The sequence below is a fragment of the Caulobacter sp. P1_D6 genome (assembly GCF_056406095.1).
Genome location: NZ_JBFUAW010000012.1, coordinates 1 through 24,321 on the forward strand (window position 1 = coordinate 1; position 24,321 = coordinate 24,321).

26 protein-coding genes are annotated in these 24,321 nt (G+C 69.1%); 19 read left to right on the top strand and 7 right to left on the bottom strand.

The window, feature by feature from the left end:
• Positions 1-122: 122 nt before the first annotated feature.
• From ctaD to AC1DYP_RS08740, 10 genes are all read left to right on the top strand, one after another.
• Positions 123-1,802 (top strand): cytochrome c oxidase subunit I, encoded by a 1,680-nt coding sequence (gene ctaD, locus AC1DYP_RS08695; RefSeq protein WP_477045994.1) that lies wholly within the window; start codon positions 123-125, stop codon positions 1,800-1,802.
• Between the two features lie 98 nt (positions 1,803-1,900).
• Positions 1,901-2,923, top strand: coding sequence for a heme o synthase (gene cyoE / locus AC1DYP_RS08700; protein WP_477045995.1), 1,023 nt, complete (start codon positions 1,901-1,903; stop codon positions 2,921-2,923).
• Positions 2,920-3,063: a hypothetical protein gene (locus tag AC1DYP_RS08705; RefSeq protein WP_018061469.1), complete on the top strand. Its 144-nt coding sequence runs from the start codon at positions 2,920-2,922 to the stop codon at positions 3,061-3,063. Before cyoE ends, AC1DYP_RS08705 begins: the two co-directional genes overlap by 4 nt.
• Before the next feature lie 49 nt (positions 3,064-3,112).
• Positions 3,113-3,751 (top strand): cytochrome c oxidase assembly protein, encoded by a 639-nt coding sequence (locus AC1DYP_RS08710; protein WP_477046082.1) that lies wholly within the window; start codon positions 3,113-3,115, stop codon positions 3,749-3,751.
• Positions 3,752-3,824: 73 nt separating this feature from the next.
• Positions 3,825-4,700: a cytochrome c oxidase subunit 3 gene (locus AC1DYP_RS08715; protein WP_477032742.1), complete on the top strand. Its 876-nt coding sequence runs from the start codon at positions 3,825-3,827 to the stop codon at positions 4,698-4,700.
• A 100-nt stretch (positions 4,701-4,800) separates the two neighbouring features.
• Positions 4,801-5,163, top strand: coding sequence for a DUF983 domain-containing protein (locus AC1DYP_RS08720; RefSeq protein ID WP_477045996.1), 363 nt, complete (start codon positions 4,801-4,803; stop codon positions 5,161-5,163).
• Positions 5,156-5,854: an SURF1 family protein gene (locus tag AC1DYP_RS08725; protein ID WP_477045997.1), complete on the top strand. Its 699-nt coding sequence runs from the start codon at positions 5,156-5,158 to the stop codon at positions 5,852-5,854. The genes AC1DYP_RS08720 and AC1DYP_RS08725 overlap by 8 nt, the downstream gene beginning before the upstream one ends.
• Entirely contained in the window at positions 5,854-7,251 is a 1,398-nt protein-coding gene (gene thrC, locus AC1DYP_RS08730; protein WP_477045998.1) for a threonine synthase, read from the top strand. The genes AC1DYP_RS08725 and thrC overlap by 1 nt, the downstream gene beginning before the upstream one ends.
• A 165-nt stretch (positions 7,252-7,416) precedes the next feature.
• A complete protein-coding gene (locus AC1DYP_RS08735; RefSeq protein ID WP_477045999.1) occupies positions 7,417-8,685 on the top strand; it encodes a M16 family metallopeptidase in 1,269 nt (422 codons plus the stop codon).
• 120 nt (positions 8,686-8,805) lie between these two features.
• Positions 8,806-9,456 (top strand): hypothetical protein, encoded by a 651-nt coding sequence (locus AC1DYP_RS08740; protein WP_477046000.1) that lies wholly within the window; start codon positions 8,806-8,808, stop codon positions 9,454-9,456.
• A gap of 24 nt (positions 9,457-9,480) precedes the next feature.
• On the opposite strand, the gene AC1DYP_RS08745 is transcribed toward AC1DYP_RS08740, so the two are convergent.
• Positions 9,481-10,788 carry a serine hydrolase domain-containing protein gene (locus AC1DYP_RS08745; RefSeq protein ID WP_477046001.1) on the bottom strand — a complete coding sequence of 436 codons (1,308 nt, stop codon included), beginning with the start codon at positions 10,786-10,788 and terminating at the stop codon, positions 9,481-9,483.
• A gap of 260 nt (positions 10,789-11,048) precedes the next feature.
• Between AC1DYP_RS08745 and AC1DYP_RS08750 the strand changes: the two genes are divergently transcribed.
• Positions 11,049-11,627, top strand: coding sequence for a GNAT family N-acetyltransferase (locus AC1DYP_RS08750; RefSeq protein WP_477032735.1), 579 nt, complete (start codon positions 11,049-11,051; stop codon positions 11,625-11,627).
• A gap of 41 nt (positions 11,628-11,668) precedes the next feature.
• Positions 11,669-13,336: a putative bifunctional diguanylate cyclase/phosphodiesterase gene (locus AC1DYP_RS08755; RefSeq protein ID WP_477032734.1), complete on the top strand. Its 1,668-nt coding sequence runs from the start codon at positions 11,669-11,671 to the stop codon at positions 13,334-13,336.
• A 75-nt stretch (positions 13,337-13,411) separates the two neighbouring features.
• Here the strand turns inward: AC1DYP_RS08755 and AC1DYP_RS08760 are convergent, their stop codons facing one another.
• Positions 13,412-14,212 (bottom strand): lysozyme inhibitor LprI family protein, encoded by an 801-nt coding sequence (locus tag AC1DYP_RS08760; protein ID WP_477046002.1) that lies wholly within the window; start codon positions 14,210-14,212, stop codon positions 13,412-13,414.
• A gap of 163 nt (positions 14,213-14,375) precedes the next feature.
• Positions 14,376-14,960 carry a YqgE/AlgH family protein gene (locus AC1DYP_RS08765; RefSeq protein WP_477046003.1) on the bottom strand — a complete coding sequence of 195 codons (585 nt, stop codon included), beginning with the start codon at positions 14,958-14,960 and terminating at the stop codon, positions 14,376-14,378.
• Between the two features lie 121 nt (positions 14,961-15,081).
• On the opposite strand from AC1DYP_RS08765, the gene AC1DYP_RS08770 reads away from it, so the two are divergent.
• A complete protein-coding gene (locus tag AC1DYP_RS08770; RefSeq protein WP_056435751.1) occupies positions 15,082-15,564 on the top strand; it encodes a peroxiredoxin in 483 nt (160 codons plus the stop codon).
• 177 nt (positions 15,565-15,741) lie between these two features.
• Here AC1DYP_RS08770 and AC1DYP_RS08775 read toward each other — a convergent pair whose 3' ends face one another.
• On the bottom strand, positions 15,742-17,484 hold the full coding sequence (locus tag AC1DYP_RS08775) for an acyl-CoA dehydrogenase (RefSeq protein ID WP_477046004.1): 1,743 nt from the start codon (positions 17,482-17,484) through the stop codon (positions 15,742-15,744).
• Positions 17,485-17,658: 174 nt separating this feature from the next.
• Here AC1DYP_RS08775 and AC1DYP_RS08780 point away from each other — a divergent pair, with 174 nt between their 5' ends.
• The 4 genes from AC1DYP_RS08780 (at position 17,659) to AC1DYP_RS08795 (ending at position 20,943) form a co-directional block, all read left to right on the top strand.
• The gene (locus AC1DYP_RS08780) at positions 17,659-18,279 is read left to right on the top strand and encodes a YceI family protein (protein WP_477032730.1); all 621 of its coding nucleotides are present in this window, start codon (positions 17,659-17,661) and stop codon (positions 18,277-18,279) included.
• 89 nt (positions 18,280-18,368) lie between these two features.
• Complete coding sequence (locus AC1DYP_RS08785) at positions 18,369-19,697, top strand: YceI family protein (RefSeq protein WP_477046005.1); 1,329 nt, start codon at positions 18,369-18,371, stop codon at positions 19,695-19,697.
• Entirely contained in the window at positions 19,628-20,620 is a 993-nt protein-coding gene (locus AC1DYP_RS08790) for an L-threonylcarbamoyladenylate synthase (RefSeq protein WP_477046006.1), read from the top strand. The genes AC1DYP_RS08785 and AC1DYP_RS08790 overlap by 70 nt, the downstream gene beginning before the upstream one ends.
• 5 nt (positions 20,621-20,625) lie before the next feature.
• The gene (locus AC1DYP_RS08795; protein WP_477046007.1) at positions 20,626-20,943 is read left to right on the top strand and encodes a 1-deoxy-D-xylulose-5-phosphate synthase; all 318 of its coding nucleotides are present in this window, start codon (positions 20,626-20,628) and stop codon (positions 20,941-20,943) included.
• Here AC1DYP_RS08795 and AC1DYP_RS08800 read toward each other — a convergent pair.
• Both AC1DYP_RS08800 and AC1DYP_RS08805 read right to left on the bottom strand, forming a co-directional pair.
• On the bottom strand, positions 20,940-21,335 hold the full coding sequence (locus AC1DYP_RS08800; RefSeq protein ID WP_477046008.1) for a type II toxin-antitoxin system VapC family toxin: 396 nt from the start codon (positions 21,333-21,335) through the stop codon (positions 20,940-20,942). The genes AC1DYP_RS08795 and AC1DYP_RS08800 overlap by 4 nt on opposite strands.
• On the bottom strand, positions 21,332-21,613 hold the full coding sequence (locus AC1DYP_RS08805) for a type II toxin-antitoxin system VapB family antitoxin (protein WP_477046009.1): 282 nt from the start codon (positions 21,611-21,613) through the stop codon (positions 21,332-21,334). Before AC1DYP_RS08805 ends, AC1DYP_RS08800 begins: the two co-directional genes overlap by 4 nt.
• Before the next feature lie 67 nt (positions 21,614-21,680).
• On the opposite strand from AC1DYP_RS08805, the gene AC1DYP_RS08810 reads away from it, so the two are divergent.
• Positions 21,681-23,090, top strand: coding sequence for an FAD-binding oxidoreductase (locus AC1DYP_RS08810; RefSeq protein ID WP_477046010.1), 1,410 nt, complete (start codon positions 21,681-21,683; stop codon positions 23,088-23,090).
• Between the two features lie 11 nt (positions 23,091-23,101).
• Here AC1DYP_RS08810 and AC1DYP_RS08815 read toward each other — a convergent pair whose 3' ends face one another.
• Positions 23,102-23,431 carry a hypothetical protein gene (locus AC1DYP_RS08815; RefSeq protein ID WP_477032723.1) on the bottom strand — a complete coding sequence of 110 codons (330 nt, stop codon included), beginning with the start codon at positions 23,429-23,431 and terminating at the stop codon, positions 23,102-23,104.
• A gap of 101 nt (positions 23,432-23,532) precedes the next feature.
• Here AC1DYP_RS08815 and yaaA point away from each other — a divergent pair, with 101 nt between their 5' ends.
• Positions 23,533-24,300: a peroxide stress protein YaaA gene (gene yaaA / locus AC1DYP_RS08820; RefSeq protein WP_477046011.1), complete on the top strand. Its 768-nt coding sequence runs from the start codon at positions 23,533-23,535 to the stop codon at positions 24,298-24,300.
• The last annotated feature ends 21 nt before the right edge of the window (positions 24,301-24,321 follow it).

The following is a 24,321-nucleotide window of genomic DNA, read 5'->3' on the forward strand; positions in this document are numbered from 1 at the left end:
CCGCTCCGGCCCCCGCGACCGCCGCCCCGGCAGCGACGACGCCGGCCGCCGCCCCCGCTTCCGCTCCGGCCGCGGCTCCCGCCGCGCCGGCGGCCTAAGATACGATTGCAGGATTAAGTCCGATGGCTCACGCCGCTGACATCGATCATCACGACGCCCATAACGGTGCTGGGCACGACGACGCCGACCACAAGCCGCCGTTCTTCCAGCGTTGGTTCTTCTCGACCAACCACAAGGACATCGGCACCCTCTACATCCTGTTCGCCATCATGGCGGGCCTGGTGGGCGGCGCGCTTTCGGGCCTGATCCGCTGGGAGCTGGCCGAACCGGGCATCCAGATCTTCGGCCCCAACTCGTCGATCAGCCTGATGGGCCTGATCGAGCAGTCCAAGCACGGCTACAACGCCGTCGTCACCGCCCACGCCCTGATCATGATCTTCTTCATGGTCATGCCGGCGATGATCGGCGGCTTCGGCAACTGGTTCGTGCCGATCATGATCGGCGCGCCGGACATGGCCTTCCCGCGGATGAACAACATCTCGTTCTGGCTGTTGGTCGCCGCCTGGGTGCTGCTGCTGACCTCGATGTTCGTCGACGGCGGCCCGGGCAAGGGCTTCGGCGGCGGCTGGACGATCTATCCGCCCCTGTCGACCACCGGCCACACCGGCCCGTCGATGGACCTGGCGATCCTGGCCCTCCACCTGGCCGGCGCCTCGTCGATCCTGGGCGCCATCAACTTCATCACCACGATCTTCAACATGCGCGCGCCGGGCATGACCCTGCACCGCATGCCGCTGTTCGCCTGGTCGGTGCTGATCACCGCCTTCCTGCTGCTGCTGTCGCTGCCCGTCCTGGCCGGCGCCATCACCATGCTGCTGACCGACCGCAACTTCGGCACCCACTTCTTCGACCCGGCCGCCGGCGGCGACCCCGTCATGTTCCAGCACCTGTTCTGGTTCTTCGGCCACCCGGAAGTGTACATCCTGATCCTGCCGGGCTTCGGCATCATCAGCCACATCGTCTCGACCTTCTCCAAGAAGCCGATCTTCGGCTACCTGGCGATGGCCTACGCCATGGTCGCCATCGGCTTCGTCGGCTTCATCGTGTGGGCGCACCACATGTACACCGTCGGCATGAGCATCAACCTGCGCGCCTACTTCGTGGCCGCGACGATGGTCATCGCGGTTCCGACCGGCGTGAAGATCTTCTCGTGGATCGCCACGATGTGGGGCGGTTCGATCAGCTTCAAGACGCCCATGCTGTGGGCGATCGGCTTCATCTTCCTGTTCACCGTCGGCGGCGTGACCGGCGTGGTCCTGTCGAACGCCGGCATCGACTACAGCCTGCACGACACCTACTACGTCGTCGCCCACTTCCACTACGTGCTGTCGCTGGGCGCGGTGTTCGCCATCTTCGCCGGCTTCTTCTACTGGTTCGAGAAGATGTGGGGCGTGAAGTACAACGAGTTCCTGGGCTGCGTGCAGTTCTGGATCATGTTCGTCGGCGTCAACCTGATCTTCTTCCCGCAGCACTTCCTGGGCCTGCAGGGCATGCCGCGCCGCTATGTCGACTATCCGGACGCCTTCACCCTGTGGAACCACGTCTCGTCGATCGGCTACGCGATCACCGCCGTGGGCGTGGTGGTGTTCCTGGTGATCCTGCTGGAAGCCGCCATCCGTCGCCGCAAGGCCGAGGCCAATCCGTGGGGCGAAGGCGCCACCACCCTGGAATGGACCCTGTCCTCGCCGCCGCCGTTCCACCAGTTCAGCGATCCGCCGGTCATCAAGGCCGACAGCCACTGAGTCTAGTAGACTAGAGACGCAAAACGCGGGGGCGCGGGCCGGATGAGAAATCCAGCCCGCGCCCTTCGCCCATCAAGACCTGAAGACCCTTAAGTAAAATGGCCCGCACCACTGTCCTGACCCCCGACGACGAGGCGACCGCCACGGTCCGCCACGCCCGTTGGCAGGACTACTTCCAGCTGATGAAGCCGCGCGTGATGTCGCTCGTCGTCTTTACGGCGCTCACGGGCCTCCTGGCCGCCCGCACGCCGATCCATCCGCTGCTGGGCGCGGTGGCGGTGTTCTGCATCGCCGTCGGGGCCGGGGCCTCGGGCGCGCTGAACATGTGGTACGACGCCGACATCGACGCCAAGATGCGCCGCACGCGCGGCCGTCCGGTGCCCGCCGGCCTGGTCAAGGGCGAGGAAGCCGCCACCCTGGGCGTGGTGCTGAGCCTGCTGTCGGTGCTGCTGATGGGCATGGCGATCAACTGGCTGGCCGCCGGCCTGCTGGCCTTCACCATCGTCTTCTACGCCGTGGTCTACACCATGTGGCTCAAGCGCTGGACGGCCCAGAACATCGTCATCGGCGGCCTGGCCGGCGCCCTGCCGCCCGCCATCGGCTGGGCCGCGGCCACGGGCCACGCGCCGCTGAACGCCTGGCTGATGGTGCTGGTGATCTTCCTGTGGACGCCGCCGCACTTCTGGGCCCTGTCGCTCTACATCAGCACCGACTACGCCAAGGCCGGCGTGCCGATGCTGCCCGTCGTCAAGGGAGCCAAGGAAACCCGCCGCCAGATCCTGATCTACAGCCTGATCCTGATCCCGGTCTGCATCGCGCCGGTGTTCACCGGCCTGGGCGGCTGGCTGTACCTGGCGGTGTCGGGCCTGGGCGGCCTGGTGTTCCTGACCCTGGCCTGGCGGGTGTTCGCCAGCACCGCCGGCGACGCCGCCGACCCGCGCCCCGCCGACCGCGACCTCTACGAAGTGGGCGAAACGGCGGCCAAGCGCGGCAAGCCGGTGGGCGATGCGCGCCACGCGCGCAACCTGTTCGCCTTCTCGATCCTCTATCTGTTCGCCCTGTTCGCCGCCCTGCTGGCCGAGGCTGTGCTGGGCCTGAAAGTCCTGGAGCTGCCGCTATGAGCCGTAAGGATCTTGATCCCGCCGCCAAGGCGCGCGGCGGCCGCAACATCGCCCTGGGCCTGGGCCTGGCGGCGTTCGTCATCCTGGTGTTCGTGGTCACCGTCGTGAAGCTGGGAGGCAATGTTGGCCCCCACTTTTAAGGACGACGTGTCGCCGGAAGCCATTCTTTCTCCGGAAGATCGGGCGAAGATCGAGGCCGACAACCTGGTCGGCGCCGGGCCCCGGCCGAAGGGGCGCGGCCACCTGAAGGTGGCGGCGATCTGCGGCGTGGCCTTCTTCGGCATGGTCGGCGCGGCCTATGCCGCCGTCCCGCTGTACAAGCTGTTCTGCCAGGCCACCGGCTTCGACGGCACGGTGCGCAAGGCCGTGGCCAAGCCGACCAAGATCCTGGACCGCAAGGTCGAGATCCGATTCGACGCCAACGTCCGCAACCTGCCCTGGGACTTCCAGGCCATGCAGGTCAGCCAGGACATTCGGATCGGCGACACCGGCCTGGCCTTCTTCAAGGTGACCAACACCAGCGACAAGCCGCTGACCGGCCGGGCGATGTACAACGTCGTCCCCGAGCAGGCCGGGCCCTACTTCCAGAAGCTGGAATGCTTCTGCTTCTCCAGCCAGACGATCCAGCCCGGCCAGACGGTCGAGTTCCCGGTCGTCTACTTCGTCGACCCCGGCTTCGCGACCGATCCGGAGACCAAGGGGAAGTCGGAGATCACGCTCTCCTACACGTTCTTCCCGGCGGTCGAGGACGCGGCCGGGAGCAAACAGGCGGCGACGACGCCCCGTATCGTCGAACCCCTTGGCGGCAAGCCGCCGAGGGCGCTATAGCGTTTCAAACACAGCGCGTCGGCAGGGGGAACCGGGTCGATGCGCTTCGAGGGATTAAAGGGTTAGCACGCACATGGCCCACGGCGCCGTCAAACACGACTATCACATCCTGCCCCCCAGCCCGTGGCCGTTCGTCGGCTCGGCCTCGGCCACGATCATGGCCATCGGCCTGATCGCCTGGATCAAGGGCGGCGTCTTCGGCATCGAGAAGGGCCAGTGGTGGCTGTTCGCGACCGGCTTCGCCGGCGTGCTCTACACGATGTTCGGCTGGTGGCGCGACGTGGTGAAGGAAGCCAACGCCGGCGACCACACCCCCGTCGTCTCGATCGGCCTGCGCTACGGCATGGTGCTGTTCATCGCCTCGGAAGTGATGTTCTTCGTGGCGTGGTTCTGGATCTTCTTCGAGATGGCCCTGTTCCACCATCACCGCACCCTGTCGGGCATCGAGGAAGTCCGCGCCGCCTGGGCCACCTGGCCGCCCGCCGGCGTCGAGACCGTCTCGCCCTGGCACCTGCCGCTGGTCAACACCCTGACCCTGCTGCTGTCGGGCACGACCATCACCTGGTCGCACCATGCGCTGCAGCAAGGCGACCGCAAGGGCGCCAAGTGGGGCCTGATCCTGACCATCCTGCTGGGCGCGCTGTTCACCTGCATCCAGGTGTACGAGTACAGCCACATCAACCACGAGCACCTGTTCTACTCGGAAGCCGCGGCGAACTCGGGCCTCTACGGCTCGACCTTCTTCCTGGCCACCGGCTTCCACGGCTTCCACGTGTTCGTCGGCACCCTGTTCCTGATCGTCTGCCTGATCCGGCTGATGAACGGCGCCTTCACCCCCAAGCAGCACTTCGGCTTCGAGGCCGCCGCCTGGTACTGGCACTTCGTGGACGTGGTCTGGCTGTTCCTGTTCGCCTTCGTCTACGTGGTCTTCGGCGGCTCGCCGCACTAGACCATCCGCTTCGAGGGGGCCCGGAACGCCAGATGGTGTTCCGGGCCTTTTTCATTTTGGCTTTCCCTCGTGCGACGGCGGCGGGTGTAAGGATCGGTCGATGGCTAACGTGAACCCCTACCTGGCCGGCGCGACCGGCCGCTGCCCGCATTGCGGCGAGGGGATGCTGTTCGACGGGTTCCTGAAGGTCAGCGAGACCTGCGAGGCCTGCGGCTTCGACCTGGGCGCCCACGAGACCGGCGACGGCGCTTCGACCTTCGTGATCCTGATCGCCGGCTTCCTGTGCGCCTTCGGGGCGCTGTTCTCGATGTTCGCCTTCAATTGGCCCGCCTGGCTGCTGCTGGTGGTCTGGCTGCCGATCACCCTGGCGGCGTGCCTGGGCCTGATGCGGCCGGCCAAGGGCCTGATGGTCGCCGCCCATATCGCCAACAACGCCTCCGAGGCCGGCCGCCACGATGTCTGACGTTTCTTCTCAGCAGGACGGGGGCCCCAAGGACCGCCGCTTCCCCATCGGCCTGACGATCGCCACCCTGATCGCCTTCGCCATCCTGTGCGTGCTGGGCGGCTGGCAGGTCAAGCGCCTGGCCTGGAAGGAAGACCTGCTGGCCCGGATCGAGGCCCTGAAGACCGCCCCCGCCCAACCCTTGGCCACGGTGCTGGCCGCCAAGGGCGAGGACGCCTCCTGGACCCGCGTCTCTGTGACCTGCACGCCCGACAAGGCCGAGACCCTGCCGCTGGTCTACGGCGTGCGCGACGGCGACATCGTCTGGCGCGCGACCGCTATCTGCCGGACGTCCGCAGCCGGTTACGGCGCGATCCTGCTGGACCTGGGCGTGGTCCCGGCCCTGACCGGCCAGCCGGCCCCCGCGCCGGTCGCCATGGCCGCCCCGGCCCAAGCCGTCGGCGTGCTGATGGCCCCCAAGTCGCTGGGCGGCGACCGCGCCGCGACGGTGGCCCGCTTCGCCGCTTACAAGCCCGCGCCCTACATCCTGATGGTCGAGTCCGCGACCCCCGTTCCGCCCGGCGTCACCCCCGCGCCGCTTCCGGCAGAAATTTCCAATCGGCACCTGGAATACGCGCTTACGTGGTTCGGTCTTGCCGTAACCCTCCTGTTTATCTATGCCGCCATGCTCTGGCGGAAGATGAGATCCTGATGCGCTACGTCTCCACGCGGGGTGAGTCCCCGTCGATCGGTTTCCTGGACGCGGTCCTGGCCGGCCTGGCCCCGGACGGGGGGCTGTACGTGCCCGAGCGCTGGCCGACCTTCACGCCTGAAGAGATCGGCGCCTTCGCCGGCCAGCCCTACGCCCAGGTCGCCGCCACGGTGATCGGCAAGTTCGTCGGCGATGACCTGCCGGCCGAGGACCTGCGCGAGATGTGCGACGAGGCCTACGCCTCCTTCGCCCACGCCGCCGTCGCGCCGCTGAAGCAGCTGGCGCCCGGCCGTCACCTGCTGGAGCTGTTCCACGGCCCGACCCTGGCCTTCAAGGACGTGGCGATGCAGTTGCTCGGGCGGCTGTACGACTATGTGCTGTCGCGCCAGTCGCGGACCATGACCATCATCTGCGCCACCTCGGGCGACACCGGCGGCGCGGCCGTCGAGGCCTTCCGCGGCCGCTCGCACGCCCGCATCGTGGCCCTGTTCCCCGAAGGCCGGATCAGCGAGGTCCAGCGCCGGTTCATGACCACGGCGATCGACAAGAACGTCGCCTGCGTCTCGATCCAGGGCTCGTTCGACGACTGCCAGGCCATCGTCAAGCAGGCCTTCCAGGACGACCAGTTCCGCCACGCCGTCGACCTGTCGGGCGTCAACTCGATCAACTGGGCGCGGATCGCCGCCCAGAGCGTCTATTTCTTCACCGCCGCCGTCGCCCTGGGCGCCCCGGCCCGCAAGGTGGCCTTCGTGGTGCCGACCGGCAACTTCGGCGACGCCTACGCCGCCTATGTCGCCACCCGCATGGGCCTGCCGATCGCCCGCATCGTGGCCGCGACCAACTCCAACGACATCCTGGCCCGCGCCTTCGAGGACGGCCGTTACGCACGCGGCGCGGTGGCCGCCACCCAGAGCCCGGCCATGGACATCCAGGTCGCCTCCAACTTCGAGCGCCTGTATTTCGAGGCCGTCGGCCGTGACGGGGTCGAGACCGGCCGGGCGTTCCGCGCCTTCGCCGGCACGGGCATGCTGGACATCCCGCCCAGCGCCCACGCCAAGATGCGCGAGCTGTTCCAGGGCGCGTCGGTCAGCGAGGCCGACACCGCCAAGACCATCCTGTCGACCCTGAACGAGACCGGCGAGGTCATCGACCCGCACACCGCCGTTGGCGTCGCCGCCGCCGCGACCCTGCGCCTGGCCGATCCGACGACCCCGGTCGTGGTGCTGTCCACCGCCCACCCGGCCAAGTTCCCAGAAGCCGTCGCCGCCGCCGCCGGCGTCGTCCCCGCCACCCCGCGCGCCACGCCGGACCTGTCCAGGAAGCCCGAAAAGTTCGACCGCCTGCCCGCCGACGCCGAGACGGTGAAGGCCTTCGTGCGGGAGTTCGCGGCGAGCTGACGAAGTCGGGGGACATGCCCTTGTGGCGTGTCCCCACCTCGGCCCTGAAGTTGCGGAACGAGAACCTCGGCGACCGACGAGGAGACACGCCGCAAGGGCATGTCCCCGATCCGGCGATCGGCCACACTGGCGCCATGGCCCTCGCCCCGCTATGTGCGTGGGCAGATGACAAACCCCACCACCCTCCACACCCTCGAAAACGGCGTCCGCGTCGTCCATGACCCGATGCCGGGCCTGGAGACCATCGCCCTCTCCGTCGTCGCCGGTCGCGGCGCGGCCTACGAGGATCCGGCGCGGTCCGGCTGGTCGCACCTGCTGGAGCACATGGTGTTCAAGGGCGCGGGCAAGCGCAGCTCGCGCGACATCGTCGAGGTGATCGAGGCCGAGGGCGGGCAGATCAACGCCGCCACCGGCTATGAGCGCACCAGCTTCCAGGTCCGCGCCCTGAAGGGCGGGCTGGACCTGGGCATGGGCGTGCTCAGCGACCTGGTGCTGCGGCCCACGCTCGACGAGGGCGACCTGACCCGCGAGAAGCAGGTGGTGGCCCAGGAGATCGCCGAGGCCGCCGACGCCCCCGACGACTACGTCTTCGACCTGGTCCAGGCCGCCGCCTGGGGCGACCATCCGCTGGCCCGGCCGATCCTGGGCACGGTCGACAGCGTCAACTCGGCCACGGTCGAGGGCCTGTCGCACTGGCGCGGCCAGCTCTACGCCGCCGACCGGCTGATCGTCAGCTGCTCGGGCGCGGTCGAGCTGGACGAGGTGCTGGACCTGGCCCGCCGCGAGTTCGGGTCGATGCCCGCCGCCAACGGGGCCCTGGCCTCCGATCCGGCTGGCTTCATCGGCGGCCGCAAGAGCCAGGCCCGCAAGCTGGAGCAGGCGCACCTGGTGTTCATGCTGCCGGCCGTCAGCGCCCGCGAGGACGACTATTTCGCCCTGCGCATCTTCGCCGAGGCCCTGGGCGGGGGGATGTCGTCACGACTGTTCCAGGAGGCCCGTGAGAAGCGGGGCCTCGCCTACAACATCGACGCCTATGCCGACACCTACGCCGACGCCGGGGCCCTGGGGGTCTATGCCGGCTGCGCTGCGGACGACGCGGCCGAGACCGCCAAGGTCTGCGCCGAGCAGATCGCCCTGCTGGCCGCGCGGATCGAGGACGCCGAACTGGCCCGCGCCAAGGCCCAGCTGAAGGCCCACATGTTCATGGCCCGCGAACAGCCCCTGTCGCGCGCCGAGCAGGCGGCCGGCCAGGCCCTGATGTTCGACCGGCTCTACACGCCCGCCGAGTTGGCCGAGGCGGTCGACGCGGTCACCGTCGACGACCTGCAGCGCCTGGGCCGCATGATCCTGGGCCCCGGCAAGGCCGCCAGCGCCATCCTCGGCGCCAAGGCGGCGCTCAAGGCGGGCGAAGTGTTCGAGAAGGCGCTGGGCTAGGAACCCTCGGCGGGCCTCGATCGCGCCAGGCGTGTGCGATGCAATCCATGCTTGTTATGCTGCGGCATCCGGCTTTGAATGCCGTTCACGGAGGGACGCCGGGCCTCCGGGAGCGATGACATGACTGGACGCTGGATCACGGTGAGCCTCGTCGCGCTGGCGATGGCCGGCTGCAACAAGAAGGAGGCCGACAAGCCGCCTCCGCCCAAGACCGAAACGCCGACAGCGCCCCCCACGGCGCCAGTGACGCCTCCCCCGACGACGCCGGCCCCGACCGATTCCGTGCCCGCCGTCGAGACGCCCGCCAATGAGCCGGCGCCGCCTCCGCCAGGCGTCACCCCGACCACGACGCCGGACGCGCCGCCCACCTTCCTGCCGACCAAGCCGCTGCGGCCGGTCATCAGGCCGACGCCGAACATGGCGGCGATGGCCCGGCCGAACCTGAAGATCGCCAAGACCCCGGCCCAGCTGAAGGCCGAGCGCGACGTCCTGGGCCTGTGGATCGAGCAGAAGCGCAACAAGTCGATCCTCAACTTCACGCTCGACGGCAAGGTCACCTACGTGGAGAAGATCACCGAGAAGCCCCTCTGGACGGGTAAGTGGAAGGCCGGCCCGGACGGGGTGGTGGCGTTCGACCTCGCCATGGAAGGCGCGACCAGCAGCCTGCAGTTCGCGGCCTATCCGACGGCGGCGAACATCATGGCCGTCGCCCCGCACTGGACCAGGGAATGGGCCGGCTCGGGGCAGTATGCGTACGTCAGGATGAAATAGGCCTCCGGCCCGCTTCCTGATGGATCAGGGGGCGGGCGCGGGCGAGCGGTCGCCCTTCAGCTGCAGCCAGTCGGTGAACGGCTGGTGGTAGGCGCTGTCGAAGACCTCGGCCTGGAGCTTGAAGGGCAGGCTGCTCTCGCTGTTCCACAGCATGACCACGCCGGTCTTGGTGGCCGGCTCGAACATCATGGTCGAGCGATAGCCGTCCACCGCCCCGCTGTGACCGATCATCCGATGGTTCTTGTAGATGAAGCTGCGCATGCCCAGGCCGTAGCCGGGCTGGTCCAGCGAACGGCCGAGCGGCGAGTTGCCGTAGGGCCGTCCCGTCTTGACGCGCGGCTGCTGGATGTCGGCCAGCACCGGGGCCGGCAGGACGGCGGGCGCCTGGCCCATCTGGGCCTGCATCCACCGCGCCAGGTCCACGATGTTGGAATTGACCCCCGCCGCGGCGGGCACGCGGTAATAGGCGTCAGCCACGGGCATGGTCCGGCCGTAGCGGGACGGCCGCGCCCAGTGCTCGGCGTCGCGCAGGCCCTCGACGCCGATGGTGGCGCTGGTCATGCCCAGCGGCAGGAACAGCCGCTGGCGGACCTCATCGGCGTAGGAGCGGTGGGTAGTGGTCTCCACCACCTCGCGGATCGTGTCGTAGGCGACGTTCTGGTAGCTGTGGCAGGTGCCCGGCGGGCATTGCGGCGGCACGGTCCCCAGGCTCTGGCGGATCATCCTCGGGTCCCGCCCGCCCTCCAGCCAGCCGTCATAGGCGTTGCGGGGCAGGCCCGTGCGCTGCGACAGCAGCTGCTCGACCGTCAGGGTGTTCTGGGCGTCGGCGGGCAGGCGCAGGCTGGTGTTGAACTTGCCCAGGGGATCGTAGAGCGAGAACACCCCGTCCCGGGCCAGGCGGGCGCTGAGGGTGCCGGCCACCGTCTTGGACAGCGACGCCCAGCGGAAGATCGTGTCGGCGTCGATCTTCTCGCCGTCCTTCGGCGAGGTCAGCCCGTAGCCCTGGACGAACGACAGCCGGCCGTTCTCGACCACGGCGATCGCCAGGCCTTCCATGGTCTTGTCGGCCATCATCGTCCGGATGCGGGCGTCCAGGGCGCGATAGTCGATCTCGCCGCGCCAATCCTGGGGCTTCAGGGGCAGGACGGCCGGCGTCGCCGGGGCGGCGGCCATCTCGACGGTCTTCGGGGCGTGCGAGCGGTGGGCCGCCGTCCAGCCCAGCGCCCCGAGGCCGGCCGCCAGCACCAGGGCGCCCGCCATCCACCAGCCGCGTCGAGAGCGAAAGGCGAAGGTGTTCTGCTTGGTCCGATAGAACTTGGTCAGCCGTCTCATCCGCCGAAAAAACCGTCGTCGCCCAAATCCGCGACGCTTGGGCCGCGACGTCAGCGGAAGGCTGTCGTCCGGCGTCGAAGACGCGTCGTGCGAGTCATGAACCCCGTGTCCTACCCTTTTGCCGCCCGACGACAAGGCTCAAGCCGAAAGTCCCGTCCATCGATGTCCAAAGCAGGGCGGAGAAGGCCTGCGACGGCGCGCCCCTATTGCCTCGAAGGCGTTGACGCTCGAAGGTGCGCCCCTCAACGAGAACGCTCCGCTTGACCGCCTTCCTTCGCCTCTTCCAGACCGATACCGGCCCCCGCCTCGAAGGCGAGAAGGTGTTCCTGCGTCTGCCGCGCCTGCACGACTACAAGCCCTGGGCCGAGCTGCGCGCCCAGTCGGCGGCCTTCCTGCGGCCCTGGGAGCCGACCTGGCCGGAGGACGACCTGACGCGTCCGGCCTTCCGCGCCCGGCTCAACGCCTATGCCCGCGAACTGGAGGTGGGGGAGGCGTTTCCGTTCTTCATGTTCCGTCGCGACGACGGCGCGCTGATCGGCGGGGTGCGGCTGTTCCACATCCGGCGCGGCGTCGCCCAGTGCGGGGTGATGGGCTACTGGATCGGCCAGCCCCATGCCCGCCAGGGCTACATGAAGGACGGGGTCCGGGCGGCGATCGACTTCGCGTTCGGCGAGCTGGCGCTGCACCGGCTGGAGGCGGCCTGCATGCCCGAAAACGAGCCTTCGGCCGCCGTTTTGCTGAAATCCGGCTTCTCCGAAGAGGGATATGCCCCCGCTTATCTGAAAATTAACGGCGAGTGGCGAGATCATCGTCTGTTCGGGATGGTCGCGCCAGAATAGCGCGGACCCGCACACAGCGCCTTCGGGCGCGGGATCAAGGCATGTCGTTCAAGATCAGTCAGCGACGCGTATGGGACGCCACGGCCACGCTCGAGGCCTTGGGCGCCGCCGAAGTCGCGCTTTGGCTCTGGGAGCCCGAGGCCGACCGCCTGCGCGTCAACGGCGCTGCTAGAGCCCTGGGCCTGGGGCCGCTGGCCCCGGACTGCTCCTCCGCCGCCTTCCGCGCCCTGACCCTGCCCCAGGACCGCGCCCAGGCCGAAGACATCCTCAAGGTCCGCCCGCCGGGCAGCGAGATCGTCGCCCGCCTGCGCATGCGCAACGGCGAGATCTGCATCTGGCGCGGAACCTGGCTGGAAGACGGCGTGCGCGCCGCCGGCGTCATCGCCCCCGAGGTCAAGTTCGCCGCCTCCGAGCGCGACACCCTCACCGGCCTGCTGGACCGCAAGAGCTTCATCGCCCAGGCCCGCGAGCGGTTGGGCAAAAGCGGCGTGCACGAACTGGTCGTCGCCGACGTCGACCGCCTGCGCCGGCTGAACGAGGCCCTGGGCCACGAACGCGCCGACCTGGTGCTGGCCGCCCTGGGCTCGCGCCTGGCCGCCGCCTTCCCGTCCGAGGCCCTGCTGGGCCGGATCGGCGAGGACGAGTTCGCGGTGCTGTGCGACCCGGCCGGCTTCGAGCCCGCCGAGCTGCTGCGCAACGCCCTGGAGCAGCCCCTGCGGGTGGCCGGCTTCGACATCCACCCGACCCTGTCGATCGGCGCCGTCTCGGCCGAGGGCGGCGAGGACGCGCCGGAGGCGGCCGAACTGCTGCGCCGCGCCGAGCTGGCCGTCGAGGCCGCCGCCTCCAACGGCCGCGGCAGCGCCGCCGCCTACGGCCGCTCGATGGAGACCGACGGCCTGTCGCGCCTGGCCCTGGAGGCCGACCTGCGCGGCGCCATCGGCCGCGGCGAGATCACCCCCTTCTTCCAGCCGGTCGTCCGGCTGTCGACCGGCGCCCTTTCGGGCTTCGAGGCCCTGGCCCGCTGGATCCATCCGCGTCGCGGCATGTTGCCGCCCGACGAGTTCCTCCCGCTGGTGGAGGAGATGGGCCTGATGAGCGAGTTGGGCGAGCACATGATGCGCACCTCGGCCCGGCAGCTGGCAAAATGGCGCGACAGCCACCCGGCCGTCGGCGCCCTGACCGTCAGCGTCAACCTGTCGACCGGCGAGATCGACCGGCCCGGCCTGGTCCACGACGTGCGCCAGGTGCTCAAGGAGCACGACCTGCCGCGCGGCGCCCTGAAGCTGGAAGTCACCGAAAGCGACATCATGCGCGATCCCGAGCGGGCCGCCGTGATCCTGCGGACCCTGCGCGAAGCCGGCGCCGGCCTGGCGCTGGACGACTTCGGCACCGGCTTCTCGTCGCTGTCGTACCTGACGCGCCTGCCGTTCGACACGCTGAAGATCGACCGCTACTTCGTGCGGACCATGGGCAGCAACGCCGGCTCGGCCAAGATCGTCCGCTCGGTGGTCAAGCTGGGCCAGGACCTGGACCTGGAAGTCGTCGCCGAGGGCGTCGAGAACGCCGAGATGGCCCGCGCCCTGCAATCGCTGGGTTGCGACTACGGCCAGGGCTTCGGCTACGCGCCGGCCCTGTCGCCGCAGGAGGCCGAGGTCTATCTGAACGAGGCCTATGTCGACGGCGCCGCGCCGGTGAAGGCCCGGGGCTAGTCCCAACCACAAAACCGGCCGTCATCATCGGACTTGTTCCGAGGACCCCTCGCGCCGCCGCGCGGAAGAATCCGACTAGGTCGAGGCTTCTCCGTCCAACGCCTTGGCAGATGACGCAGGGGTCCTCGGAACAAGTCCGAGGATGACGGGCGTGGTGGGGGCGGATTTGGACGTCAGCATTCCCACCGACCCCGCCCGCAGCTCCAGCGCCACCGCGAAACTGCGAAGCTGGCTCTCCCGCTGCTGGTAGGCGGCCAGGAGGTCCTCGGGCGAGGCCTGGGCCATCTCGTCGCGCCTGGTCAGCCAGCGGGCCTGGGAGCGTCCCAGCGCGGCCGGAGAGACCCCGGCGGCCAGCACCGCCTCATAGGCGGCCGCCATCCGCTGCTCGGCCTCGCGCAGGACGGGATCGATGCAGGTCATCTGGGCCGCCAGGGTCGGCGCGTCGCGGCAGCCGACCGTGTCCTCCGGCGGGGCGGCGTCGGCCAGGGGCGAGGCGACCACCGGCGCGCTGACGGCGGTGGGCAGGGCGCCCCAGGTCTCTGGATGGGTCACGGGCCGGGAGTCCGCGGTCAGGACAATCCTCAGTCCGCGCTGGGCGTCGGCCGCGGCGACCGCCAGCGGCGTTTGAGGGGGCGGCACCTGGAAGACCAGGGGCTGGGGCGCGGGTTCGGGGGGCTCGGTTCCCAGCAGCAGCCACAGGCCCCAGACGCCCAGCGGCATGGCGATCATGCCCAGAAGGATGTTTCCGCCGAGCGATCGCCTGGGAGGCGGCATCACGCCGTAGCGGCGCTGGCCCCAGTTTTCGGGCGGCGGGTTGCGCCCGCCCCGGGCCGCCCAGTTGTCGTTCGATGGCGATGTGAGACGCAGGTAAGCCATGCCACTGTCCTGACCACACGTCCCGCATGCGCGAGCGAGCCGGGTCCCCCAGTGACGGCTTGAAAAGCAACAGCGTGACTGTGGCGGAATATAACCGCTTCACGCGTTCAATATTATCAGCGGGAACCCGAGGTTTCGGCGCGGGATTTGCTGTAGCGTCTACTCAAGCTCTACCGGCTTGGGACGAAAGATGATCGGCCGTGATTCCGATCTTGGCCAAGGCCATTGTCCATTTGTTGTCGTAGTCGTCGCCGAATAGCAGCGCTTCGTCGGCGTCGCAGATCAACCAAACGTTATCGCGCAGTTCCTGCTCCAGTTGGCCGGGACCCCAGCCGGAATAGCCCAGGGCCAGGATGGCGTGGCGGGGGCGGCGGATTTTGCTGCCCAGGGCGTCCAGCGCGTCGCGGGTGACGGTCAGGGCCAGGCCGTCGGCCACCGGCACCGTGGAGTCGGGAGAGACGTAGTCGTCGGTGTGGAGCACAAAGCCCCGCTCGCGCTCGACGGGGCCGCCCAGCATCACCAGGTCGCCGCCGGCCTCGATCTCGGGCGCGACGCCCAGGTTGTTGAGCAGCTCGAACAAGGTCAGGCCCTCGACCGGCCGGTTGACCGCCAGGCCCATGGCCTGCTCGGCGTCGTGGGCGCACACATAGAGCACGGCGCGTTCGAAGCGCGGATCCTCGATGCCGGGCATGGCCACCAGCATCTGTCCGGCGAGGAAGGCTACGTGATCCGTGCGAGGTGAGTCCATCCTAAGAGGATCGGTTCGGAACGCGTCGGTTTCAAGTCCAACCTTCCCTTGGCGATCGGCTCCGGCGCCTTTATCTCCGTTGCGCGCTTTCAAGCTCAGGCAACGGACAGGGACACCGCACATGGCGATCAAGGTTGGCGACAAGCTTCCTTCGGCGACTTTCATGACCAGCACGGCCGAGGGCCCGGCCCCGGTCACGACCGACGATCTGTTCAAGGGCAAGACGGTCGCCCTGTTCGCCGTCCCGGGCGCCTTCACGCCGACCTGCTCGGCCAAGCACCTGCCGGGCTTCAAGGAGAAGGCCGCGGACCTGAAAGCCAAGGGCGTCGACACCATCGCCTGCGTCTCGGTCAACGACCTGTTCGTGATGAAGGCCTGGGGCGCCGACCAGGGCATCACCGACGAAGTGCTGCTGCTGGCCGACGGCAACGGCGAGTTCACCCGGGCCATCGGCCTGGAGTTCGACGGCTCCAAGTTCGGCATGGGCCTGCGTTCGCAGCGCTACTCGCTGATCGCCAAGGACGGCGTGGTCGAGACCCTGAACGTCGAAGAGGGCGGGGAATTCAAGGTTTCGTCGGCCGACTACATGCTGGGTCAGCTGTAGGGTTTTCGAGTTCTGACATGAGAAGGGCGGCTCCGCGAGGAGCCGCCCTTTTTCTTTGCGCGGGGAAGACCCCCTCAGTCGCTCCGCGACAGCTCCCCCAGGGGGAGCATCCAGAAGGCGCGGCGTCGGCCAAGATTCTCCCCCTCTGGGGGAGGTGGCCCGGAGGGCCGGAGGGGGTTAGGCCCCCAGCATCTCCGGCGTCACGACTTCCAAATCCGCCGATCCGCCCGTCACCGCCGCCACCTGCCCCGGCACGCTGGCCAGCACGTTCTCGCCATAGACCCGCGCCAGGGCCAGCCGCAGACCCGCCGGCTCGGCCAGCGCCCCCTTGGCCAGCATCCAGCCGCCGACCGTGTCGCCCAGCAGCTTCAGATAGGCCGTGGCGCCGGACAGGGCGTCGGGCATGGCCCGGACCCGGCGCTCGATCAGCCAGACCGTGGCCGAGCCGACCGCGTCCAGCGCCGCCTTGAACCGCAGGGCCACCCCGCCCAGGTCGCCGCCGGCGGCTTCGAGCGCTTCCTGGGTGTCGCGCATGTCGTCCATCAGGTCGCCGATCGCCTGGCCTTCCGACAGACCCAGCTTGCGGCCGATCAGGTCGATGGCCTGGATGCCGTTGGCGCCCTCGTAGATCGGGGCGATGCGGGCGTCGCGATAGTGCTGGGCCGCGCCGGTCTCCTCGATGAAGCCCATGCCGCCGTGCACCTGCACGCCCTGCGAGGCGACTTCGACGCCGACGTCGGTCGACCAGGCCTTGGCGATCGGGGTCAGCAGCTCCTCGCGCAGCTTGGCGGTGGCGCGCTCGGCCTCGGTGGCGGCGTGGGTGGACAGGTCGGCGGCGACGGCGGTCGACAGGCAGATGCCGCGCGCCGCCTCGATCTTGGCTTTCATCAGCACCAGGGTCTTGCGGATGTCGGGATGGTCGTACAGCCGCGAGGGCTGGACGCCGGTCCAGGCCGAGCGGCCCTGGGTGCGCTCCAGCGAGAAGTCCAGGGCCTGCTGGTAGGCCCGCTCGGCGATGGCCGTACCCTGCGCCCCGACCTGCAGCCGCGCGGCGTTCATCATCGTGAACATGTGGGCCAGGCCCGAGCCCAGTTGGCCGACCAGTTCGGCCTTGGCGCCTTCGTACAGCATCACGCAGGTGGGCGAGCCGTGGATGCCCAGCTTGTGCTCCAGCCCGCCGACCCGCACGGCGTTGGCCGCGCCCAGGGCGCCGGCCTCGTCGACCATCACCTTGGGGGCCAGGAACAGCGAGATGCCCTTCACGCCGGGAGGGGCGTCGGGCGTGCGGGCCAGCACCAGGTGCAGGATGTTGTCGGCGGCGTCGTGGTCGCCCCAGGTGATGAAGATCTTCTGCCCCGACAGGGTGTAGCCGCCGTCGCCGTCCGGGGTGGCCATCGTGGTCAGGGCGCCCAGGTCCGAACCGGCCTGGGGCTCGGTCAGGTTCATGGTCCCGGTCCATTCGCCCGACACCAGCCGGGGCAGGTAGAGGGCCTTCTGGCGGTGGGAGCCATGATGGGTCAGGGCCTCGATGGCCCCCAGGCTCAGCATCGGGCACAGGCCGAACGCCATGTTGGCGGCCTGGACCATTTCCAGCACCGCGACTTCCAGGGTCTTGGGCAGGCCCTGGCCGCCGTGCTCGGGCGCGGCCGCCAGGCTGGTCCAGCCGTCCTGGGCGAACTGGCGATAGGCGTCGGCGAAGCCGGGGGCGGCGCGGACCACGCCATTTTCCAGCTTGGCGCCGACCAGGTCGCCGGCTCGGTTCAGCGGGGCCAGCACCTCGCTAGCGAATACGCCCGCGGCCTGCAGCACGGCCTCCACGGTGTCGGCGTCGGCTTCCGGAAAGGCCGTCGCCAGGCGATCGAAGCCGGCCACGTGCTTCAGGGCGAAGGCGAGGTCGCGGACGGGCGCGCGGTAGGTCATGGGACGGTCCGATCTGGCGGCGGGCTCAAGTGAACTTCGTTTAGATGCTGCGGCGCGGCATGCAAAGCCGAACCGATCACGGCTTCGTGAAGCGCGGTCCCTTCATCGCCGGGCCAAGCTTCCTAAGTTGGGGGTTCAGCAACTGCTGCTATTACAGTTTGGAGACTGTCCCTCATGAACCGCCGCTTCGCTTCCGCCCTTCTGGTCGGTGCCCTCCTGGCCGCGCCCGTCGCCGTCCTGCCGGCCGTCGCGTCCGCCCAGGCCACCGCCACCGATCCGGCCCAGGCCCCGGCCGGCGCCTGGACGATCGACAAGAAGCACGCCAGCCTGACCATGAAGGTCACGCACTTCGGCACCTCGCACTACACCTTCCGCTTCGCCCGCGAAGCGATCGACGGGTCCTACGACTACAACCCGGCCAAGCCGCTGGACACCAAGGTGTCGATCAGCATCGACGCCGCCGCCGTCGACACCGGCCTGCCCGACTTCAACAAGGAAATCGGCACGGACCCGAAGTTCTTCAACGCCGCCCAGTATCCGAAGATCACCTTCGTCTCGACCAAGGTCGAGCCGGGCAAGCTGACGGGCGACCTGACCTTCCGCGGCGTGACCAAGCCGGTCACCCTGGACGTCAAGTACAACGGCTACGCCAAGACGCCGTTCGGCTCGCAGATCATGGGCTTCTCGGCAACCGGCACGATCAAGCGTTCGGACTTCGGCTTCACGCACCTGAAGGGCTTGGTCGGCGACGACGTGGACCTGGAGATCGAAGCCGAGTTCAATCCGAAGAAGTAGGCTGTCCAAGGCCCTAGCTTGGCCTTGGAAACGACATCGGTTCGGGCGTCTTGTTCGGACCCGGACTTAAGCTTGAGACGAGGACGACCATGACCGCCGAGACGCCTATCGAGACCGCCTCGGCGGCGGGTCGTCCTCCCCGCTACACCACGGTGGCCGTTGTCCTGCACTGGCTGATCGCGGCCGCCATCCTGTTCCAGATCATCCTGGGCTGGCGGATGGGCGACGAGCCCAAGGGGCCGGCCACCTACGCCATCTTCCAGCTGCACAAGTCGATCGGCATCACGATCCTGCTGCTCAGCCTGGCGCGCCTGGCCTGGCGGCTGTTCCACCGTCCGCCGCCGCATCCGGCCACCCAGCCGCGCTGGGAGACCATCGCCTCGCAGATCGTGCACGTGGCGTTCTACGTGATCATGATCGGCCTGCCGATCACGGGCTGGATCATCGTCTCGACCAGCAAGCTGACCATCCCGACGGTGCTGTACGGCGCGATCCCCTGGCCGCACCTGCCGTTCCTGCCCGAGCTGGCGGCCGGTCCCAAGCACCTGTGGCACGAGATCGGCGAGAACGGCCACGGCCTGCTGGTCAAGACCACCTACCTGCTGCTGGCCCTGCACCTGGGCGCGGTGGCCAAGCACCAGATCCTCGACCGCGACGAGGTGCTGGGCCACATGGCGCCGGGCGCCAAGCCGGGCTGGCTGGAGCCGCGCGCGTGGCTGGCCGCCGCCGGCCTGATCGCCGTGGTCGCGGCGGGGTACCTCTACAAGCCGGCTGTGAAGCACGCCGCGCCCGCACCCGCCGCCCCGGCCGAAGTCGCCGAGACGCCGACGGCCTCGCCGCCGCCCGTCGCCGCGACCACTCCGGCCGCCGCCGCGCCGGCCGAAACCGCCGCGCCGGTCGAGCCGGACAACGCGCTGAAGGACCCGGTCGCCTGGACCGTGGCCAAGAGCTCGACCCTGAACTTCTCGGCCACCTGGGCCGGCGACAGCATCGACGGCCAGTTCAAGCGCTGGACCGCCGACATCCTGTTCTCGCCCGAGGCCCTGGACCGCTCGAAGCTGACGGTCAGCATCGACATGGGCTCGGCCGCCACCGGCGACGACCAGCGTGACAGCAGCCTGCCCAGCGGGGACTTCTTCGACACCGCGACCCATCCCAAGGCGACCTACACCGCCAGCAAGTTCCGCAAGACCGGCGAGGGCAAGTTCGTCGCCGACGGGACGCTGGAGCTGCGCGGCGTCAAGAAGCCGGTCAGCCTGCCCTTCACCCTGAAGATCGACGGCGACACGGCCACGGCGCGCGGTGTAACCACCCTGGACCGGACCGCGTTCGGGGTTGGACAGGGTGAATGGGCGTCTACGGATCAGATCGGCGGCAAGGTGAAGGTCAGCTTCGCCATCACGGCCAAGAAGAAGTAACGGCCGCTCAAGTCGAGAAGGCCGCGCGCGCCCTCCGCGACGGCGGGCTCGTGCTGCTGCCGACCGAAACCGTCTACGGCCTGGGCGCCGACGCCTCGAACCCCGCGGCCGTGGCGGCGATCTTCGAGGCCAAGGGCCGGCCGCGCTTCAACCCGCTGATCGCCCATGTCCATGACGCCGCGACGGCGGCGCGCATCGCCGCCTTCGACGACCGCGCCCTGGCCCTGGCCGCCGCCTTCTGGCCGGGACCGCTGACCATCGTCGCCCCGGTCCGCGACACCGCCGCCGTCTGCGACCTGGCCCGGGCCGGGCTCGACACCGTGGCCATCCGCGTGCCCGGCCATCCGCTGTCGCGCGCCGTTCTGGCCGCGTTCGGCGGGCCGGTGGTCGCGCCGTCGGCCAACCGCTCGGGCAGGCCCAGCCCCACCACCTTTGACGACGCCTTCGCCGAGACCGGCGACAAGGCCGCCGCCGCCCTGGACGGCGGGCCGTGCGAGGTCGGGCTGGAGAGCACCGTCGTCGCCGTGCTCGACGGCCCCGTCCGCCTGCTGCGCCCCGGCGCGGTCACCCGCGCCCAGCTGGAGGCCGTGGTCGGTCCGCTGGCGCAGGCCGACGACGACGCCAAGCGCTCGCCCGGCCGCCTGGCCCTGCACTACGCCCCCGACGCCCCGGTGCGGATCGAGGCGACGGCGCCGGAGGCCGGCGAGGCGTTCCTGGCGTTTGGGGAATGGCCGGAGGGCGAAGGCGTGTTCAACCTCAGCCCCTCCGGCGACCTCGCCGAAGCCGCCGCGAACCTGTTCTCCTACCTGCGCGCCGCCGACCGCACCAAACCCGTCGGCATCGCCGTCGCGCCGATCCCGGACGAAGGCCTGGGCGAAGCGATCAATGACCGGCTGCGGCGCGCGGCCGGGTTCATAGGATAGAGCCGATGAAATTCCGCATCATGTACATCGAGGACAAGTCCAAGGGTGTGAACGGGCCGGCGCGGATCGGGCGCGTTCGCCTCTCAAAGACTGGAGAGACCCTGTACTACGGTGGGCGTTCGTTCGAGGCCCTGCGCAATTCGGGCCTGAAGGCCAATTTCATCGATCAGCAGACCGGTCAGGTCTTCTGGATCGCCAAAGCCCGCAAGGGCGGCGACGACCGCCTCTACAAGGGCGCGGGCGATCCCCCGGTGATCGACGACGACGTGGCCGAGGAATACTGGCGCGACATTCGGGGCATGCCGGACCCGGCGGCGAGCTAGACGTCCAGCGCCGAGCGGACGTCGGTCAGCGGAAAGTCGTCGCCCTTGTAGAGCAGGGGGGCGTCCAGTTGCTTGGCCAGGGCGTAGGCGAAGCAGTCGCCCATGTTGAGCGCTGCCCTGTGCACCCCTTTGCCCCAGCGAATATAGGCGTCGAGCGCGTCGGGTTCGCCCGCCAGATCAGACGACGTGATGTTCAAGTCGTCGAGCCATCGGTGATATTCGACGGCCGTGAAACGTCGCTCGCGCAGCACGAGAACGAGGCCGGCCTCCATCAGGTTCACGGGCGTGGCGAGCAGGACTGTAGCGTCGGCGATCACGGCCTCAAAAGCCGCGCGTTCGGGCTCTGCCAGTGCCATGGCGACAAGGGCGGATGCATCGACGACGACGATCACAGATTGTCGATTTCAGGGATGCCGGTTGGCCAAAGCGCGTCCCACTCGGCCTTGGTGATGGGCGTAGACGGTAACTGATCGAGTCCCGTGGCCTTACGAAACCGGTCGGTGGCCGCGCGGATTTCCTCCAGACTGCGTTTGCGAGGAGGCGCTACATTCGCGGACTTCAGGGCTTCGTCCAGCGCTTGATCCACCGCTGCGGTCAAACTCGAACCGCGAAGCTGCGCTAGTTCGCGCGCTTTGCGTTCGGTCTCGGGGTTCTTGATGAAGATGCCCATGACGGCCTCCGGTATATACCGAGTATATACTATGCCCCGGCGGCTCGGAAGCGTATCCTCCGCGCCCATGACCAAGCCCGTTCCCGCCGATACCCTGTCCCGCCTCAAGGCCGTGCTCGGCGAGGGCGGGTGGAGCCAGGATCCCGACCGGTTGGCGCCCAAGCTGCAGGAGTGGCGCGGGCGGTGGTCGGGCGAAACCCCGCTGCTGGCCCTGCCGCGCTCGACGGCTCAGGTCTCGGCGGTGGTCGGCATCTGCGCGGCGGACGGCGTGGCGATCACCCCGCAGGGCGGCAACACCGGCCTGGTCGCCGGCCAGATCCCGCAAGGCGAGATCCTGCTCTCCACCGAGAAGCTGACCGCCGTGCGCGATGTCGACGCCTTCGACGACGTCATAGTGCTGGAGGCCGGCGTCACCCTGGCCAAGGCCCACGAGGTCGCCCTGAGCGTCAACCGCCGCTTCCCGCTGAGCCTGGCCTCGGAGGGGTCTTGCACGATCGGCGGCCTGGCCTCGACCAACGCCGGCGGCACGGCGGTGCTGCGCTACGGCGTCATGCGCGACCAGATCCTGGGGATCGAGGCGGTGCTGCCCAATGGCGAGGTCTGGAACGGCCTCAAGCGCCTGCGCAAGGACAACACCGGGTACGACCTCAAGCATCTGCTGATCGGGGCCGAGGGCACGCTGGGGATCATCACCGCCGCCAGCCTCAAGCTCTATCCGCTGCTGGTCTCGCGCTGCGTGGCCGTCGCCGCCGTGGCGACGCCGCACGACGCCATCGCCCTGCTGGCCAAGGCCAAGGACGAGACCGGCGGGGCCATCGAAGCCTTCGAGCTGATGAGCCGCCTGGGGATCGCTTTCGCGCTCAAGCACATACCGGGTCTGCGCGAGCCGCTGGAGGCCGTGCATCCCTGGTACGTGCTGATCGAGACCGCCTCGGGCGAGCCCGGCGCGGCCGAGGCGGCCATGGAGCGGCTGCTGGCCGGCGCGCTGGAGACCGGCCTGATCCAGGACGCGGCCGTCGCCCAGACGCAGGCCCAGGCCCACGCCTTCTGGGCGGTGCGCGAGAACCAGTCGGGCGGCCAGAAGCCCGAGGGCGCGGCCTGGAAGCACGACGTCTCGGTGCCGGTGTCGAAGGTCGCCGAGTTCATCGACCAGGCCACGGCGGCGATGGAAAGGTTCTCGCCCGGCGTCCGCGTCGTGGCCTTCGGCCATGTCGGCGACGGCAATGTTCACTACGACGTGCTGCGGCCCGACGGCGGGGCCGATGACTCGCACGACGCCCTGCGCGACGAGGGCGCGCGGATCGTCCACGACATCGTCGCGTCGATGGACGGCTCGATCAGCGCCGAGCACGGCCTGGGGGCGATGAAGTCGGTCGAGGCCCTGCGCTACAAGAGCGCCGTCGAGGTCGAAGCCCTGCGCGCCGTCCGCGCCGCCCTGGATCCCCAGCGGATCATGAACCCGCGCGTGTTGTTCTAGGCCGGTCGTTCTTAGGAGGGATCGTCCTGACGGCGCTGCGCCGCCTGAAGACGGGCTCTGCGGACGCTGATGCAGATGAACATCGAGACCAGGGCCCCGACCGGGACCGTGGCCTTGAAGTAGCCGGGCTGCTGGCCGGGCCCAAGCACGTTGATCGCCGCCGGAACGAAGCCCCACGCGCCGTCCGCCGCCCGCATCCAGAACGCCCCGATCCCGACGAAGCACAGCACCGCCCAGGCCAGGCGCCACTTCAGGTTCGGGGTGCGGATCACCAGGAACAGGGCGACGAACATCACCAGCGGGCAGATGAGGGCGGCGATCAGGCCAAGGAGCTGGGGCATGGAGCGTGGTCCGAAGAAAGGGCGCGCAACATCGCGGCGAGCGGCGCCATTGTCCAGCGCCACACTAGCCGTGGCCCTTCCAAGCCTCTATCTGCACCGCCATGTTGATGGTCATCTCCCCCGCCAAGTCGCTGGACTTCACCGCCCCCGATCAGGTGCTGCCGCTCACCACGCCCGAGCTGAAGCCGCAGATCGCCGAGCTGGCCAAGGTGACGCGCAAGCTGTCCAAGGCAGACCTGCGCCGGCTGATGCACATCTCCGAAAACCTGGCCGAGCTGAACCACGCCCGGTTCCAGGCCTTCGACTCGCAGGTCGAGGACGGCCTCCAGGCCGTGATCGCCTTCAACGGCGACGTCTACGCCGGCCTCAACGCCCGCGAGCTGGACCGTCCGGCCCTGGACTGGACCCAGGACCGCCTGCGGATCCTGTCGGGCCTATACGGCGTGCTGCGGCCGCTGGACGCCCTGCAGGCCTATCGCCTGGAGATGGGCACGCGCCTGAAGACCAAGCGGGGCTCGAACCTCTACGACTTCTGGGGCGAGACCATCGCCAAGACCCTGAACGCCGCCGCCAAGGACCACGTCGACCCGACCCTGGTGAACCTGGCCAGCCAGGAATATTTCGGGGCCGTCGACGCCAAGGCCCTGAAGCTGCCGACCGTCACCTGCCACTTCAAGGAAGAGAAGGGCAACACCCTGCGGGTGCTGGGCTTCTTCGCCAAGAAGGCCCGCGGCCGCATGGCCCGCTTCGCCATCGACAACCGCATCGACAAGGCGGCCGACCTGCAGGGCTTTGATCTCGATGGCTACAAGTACCGCGCCGACCTCTCCACGCCGGCCGACTGGGTTTTCGCTCGCCTCCAGCCTTAATTTCATCTACCGATGAATTTA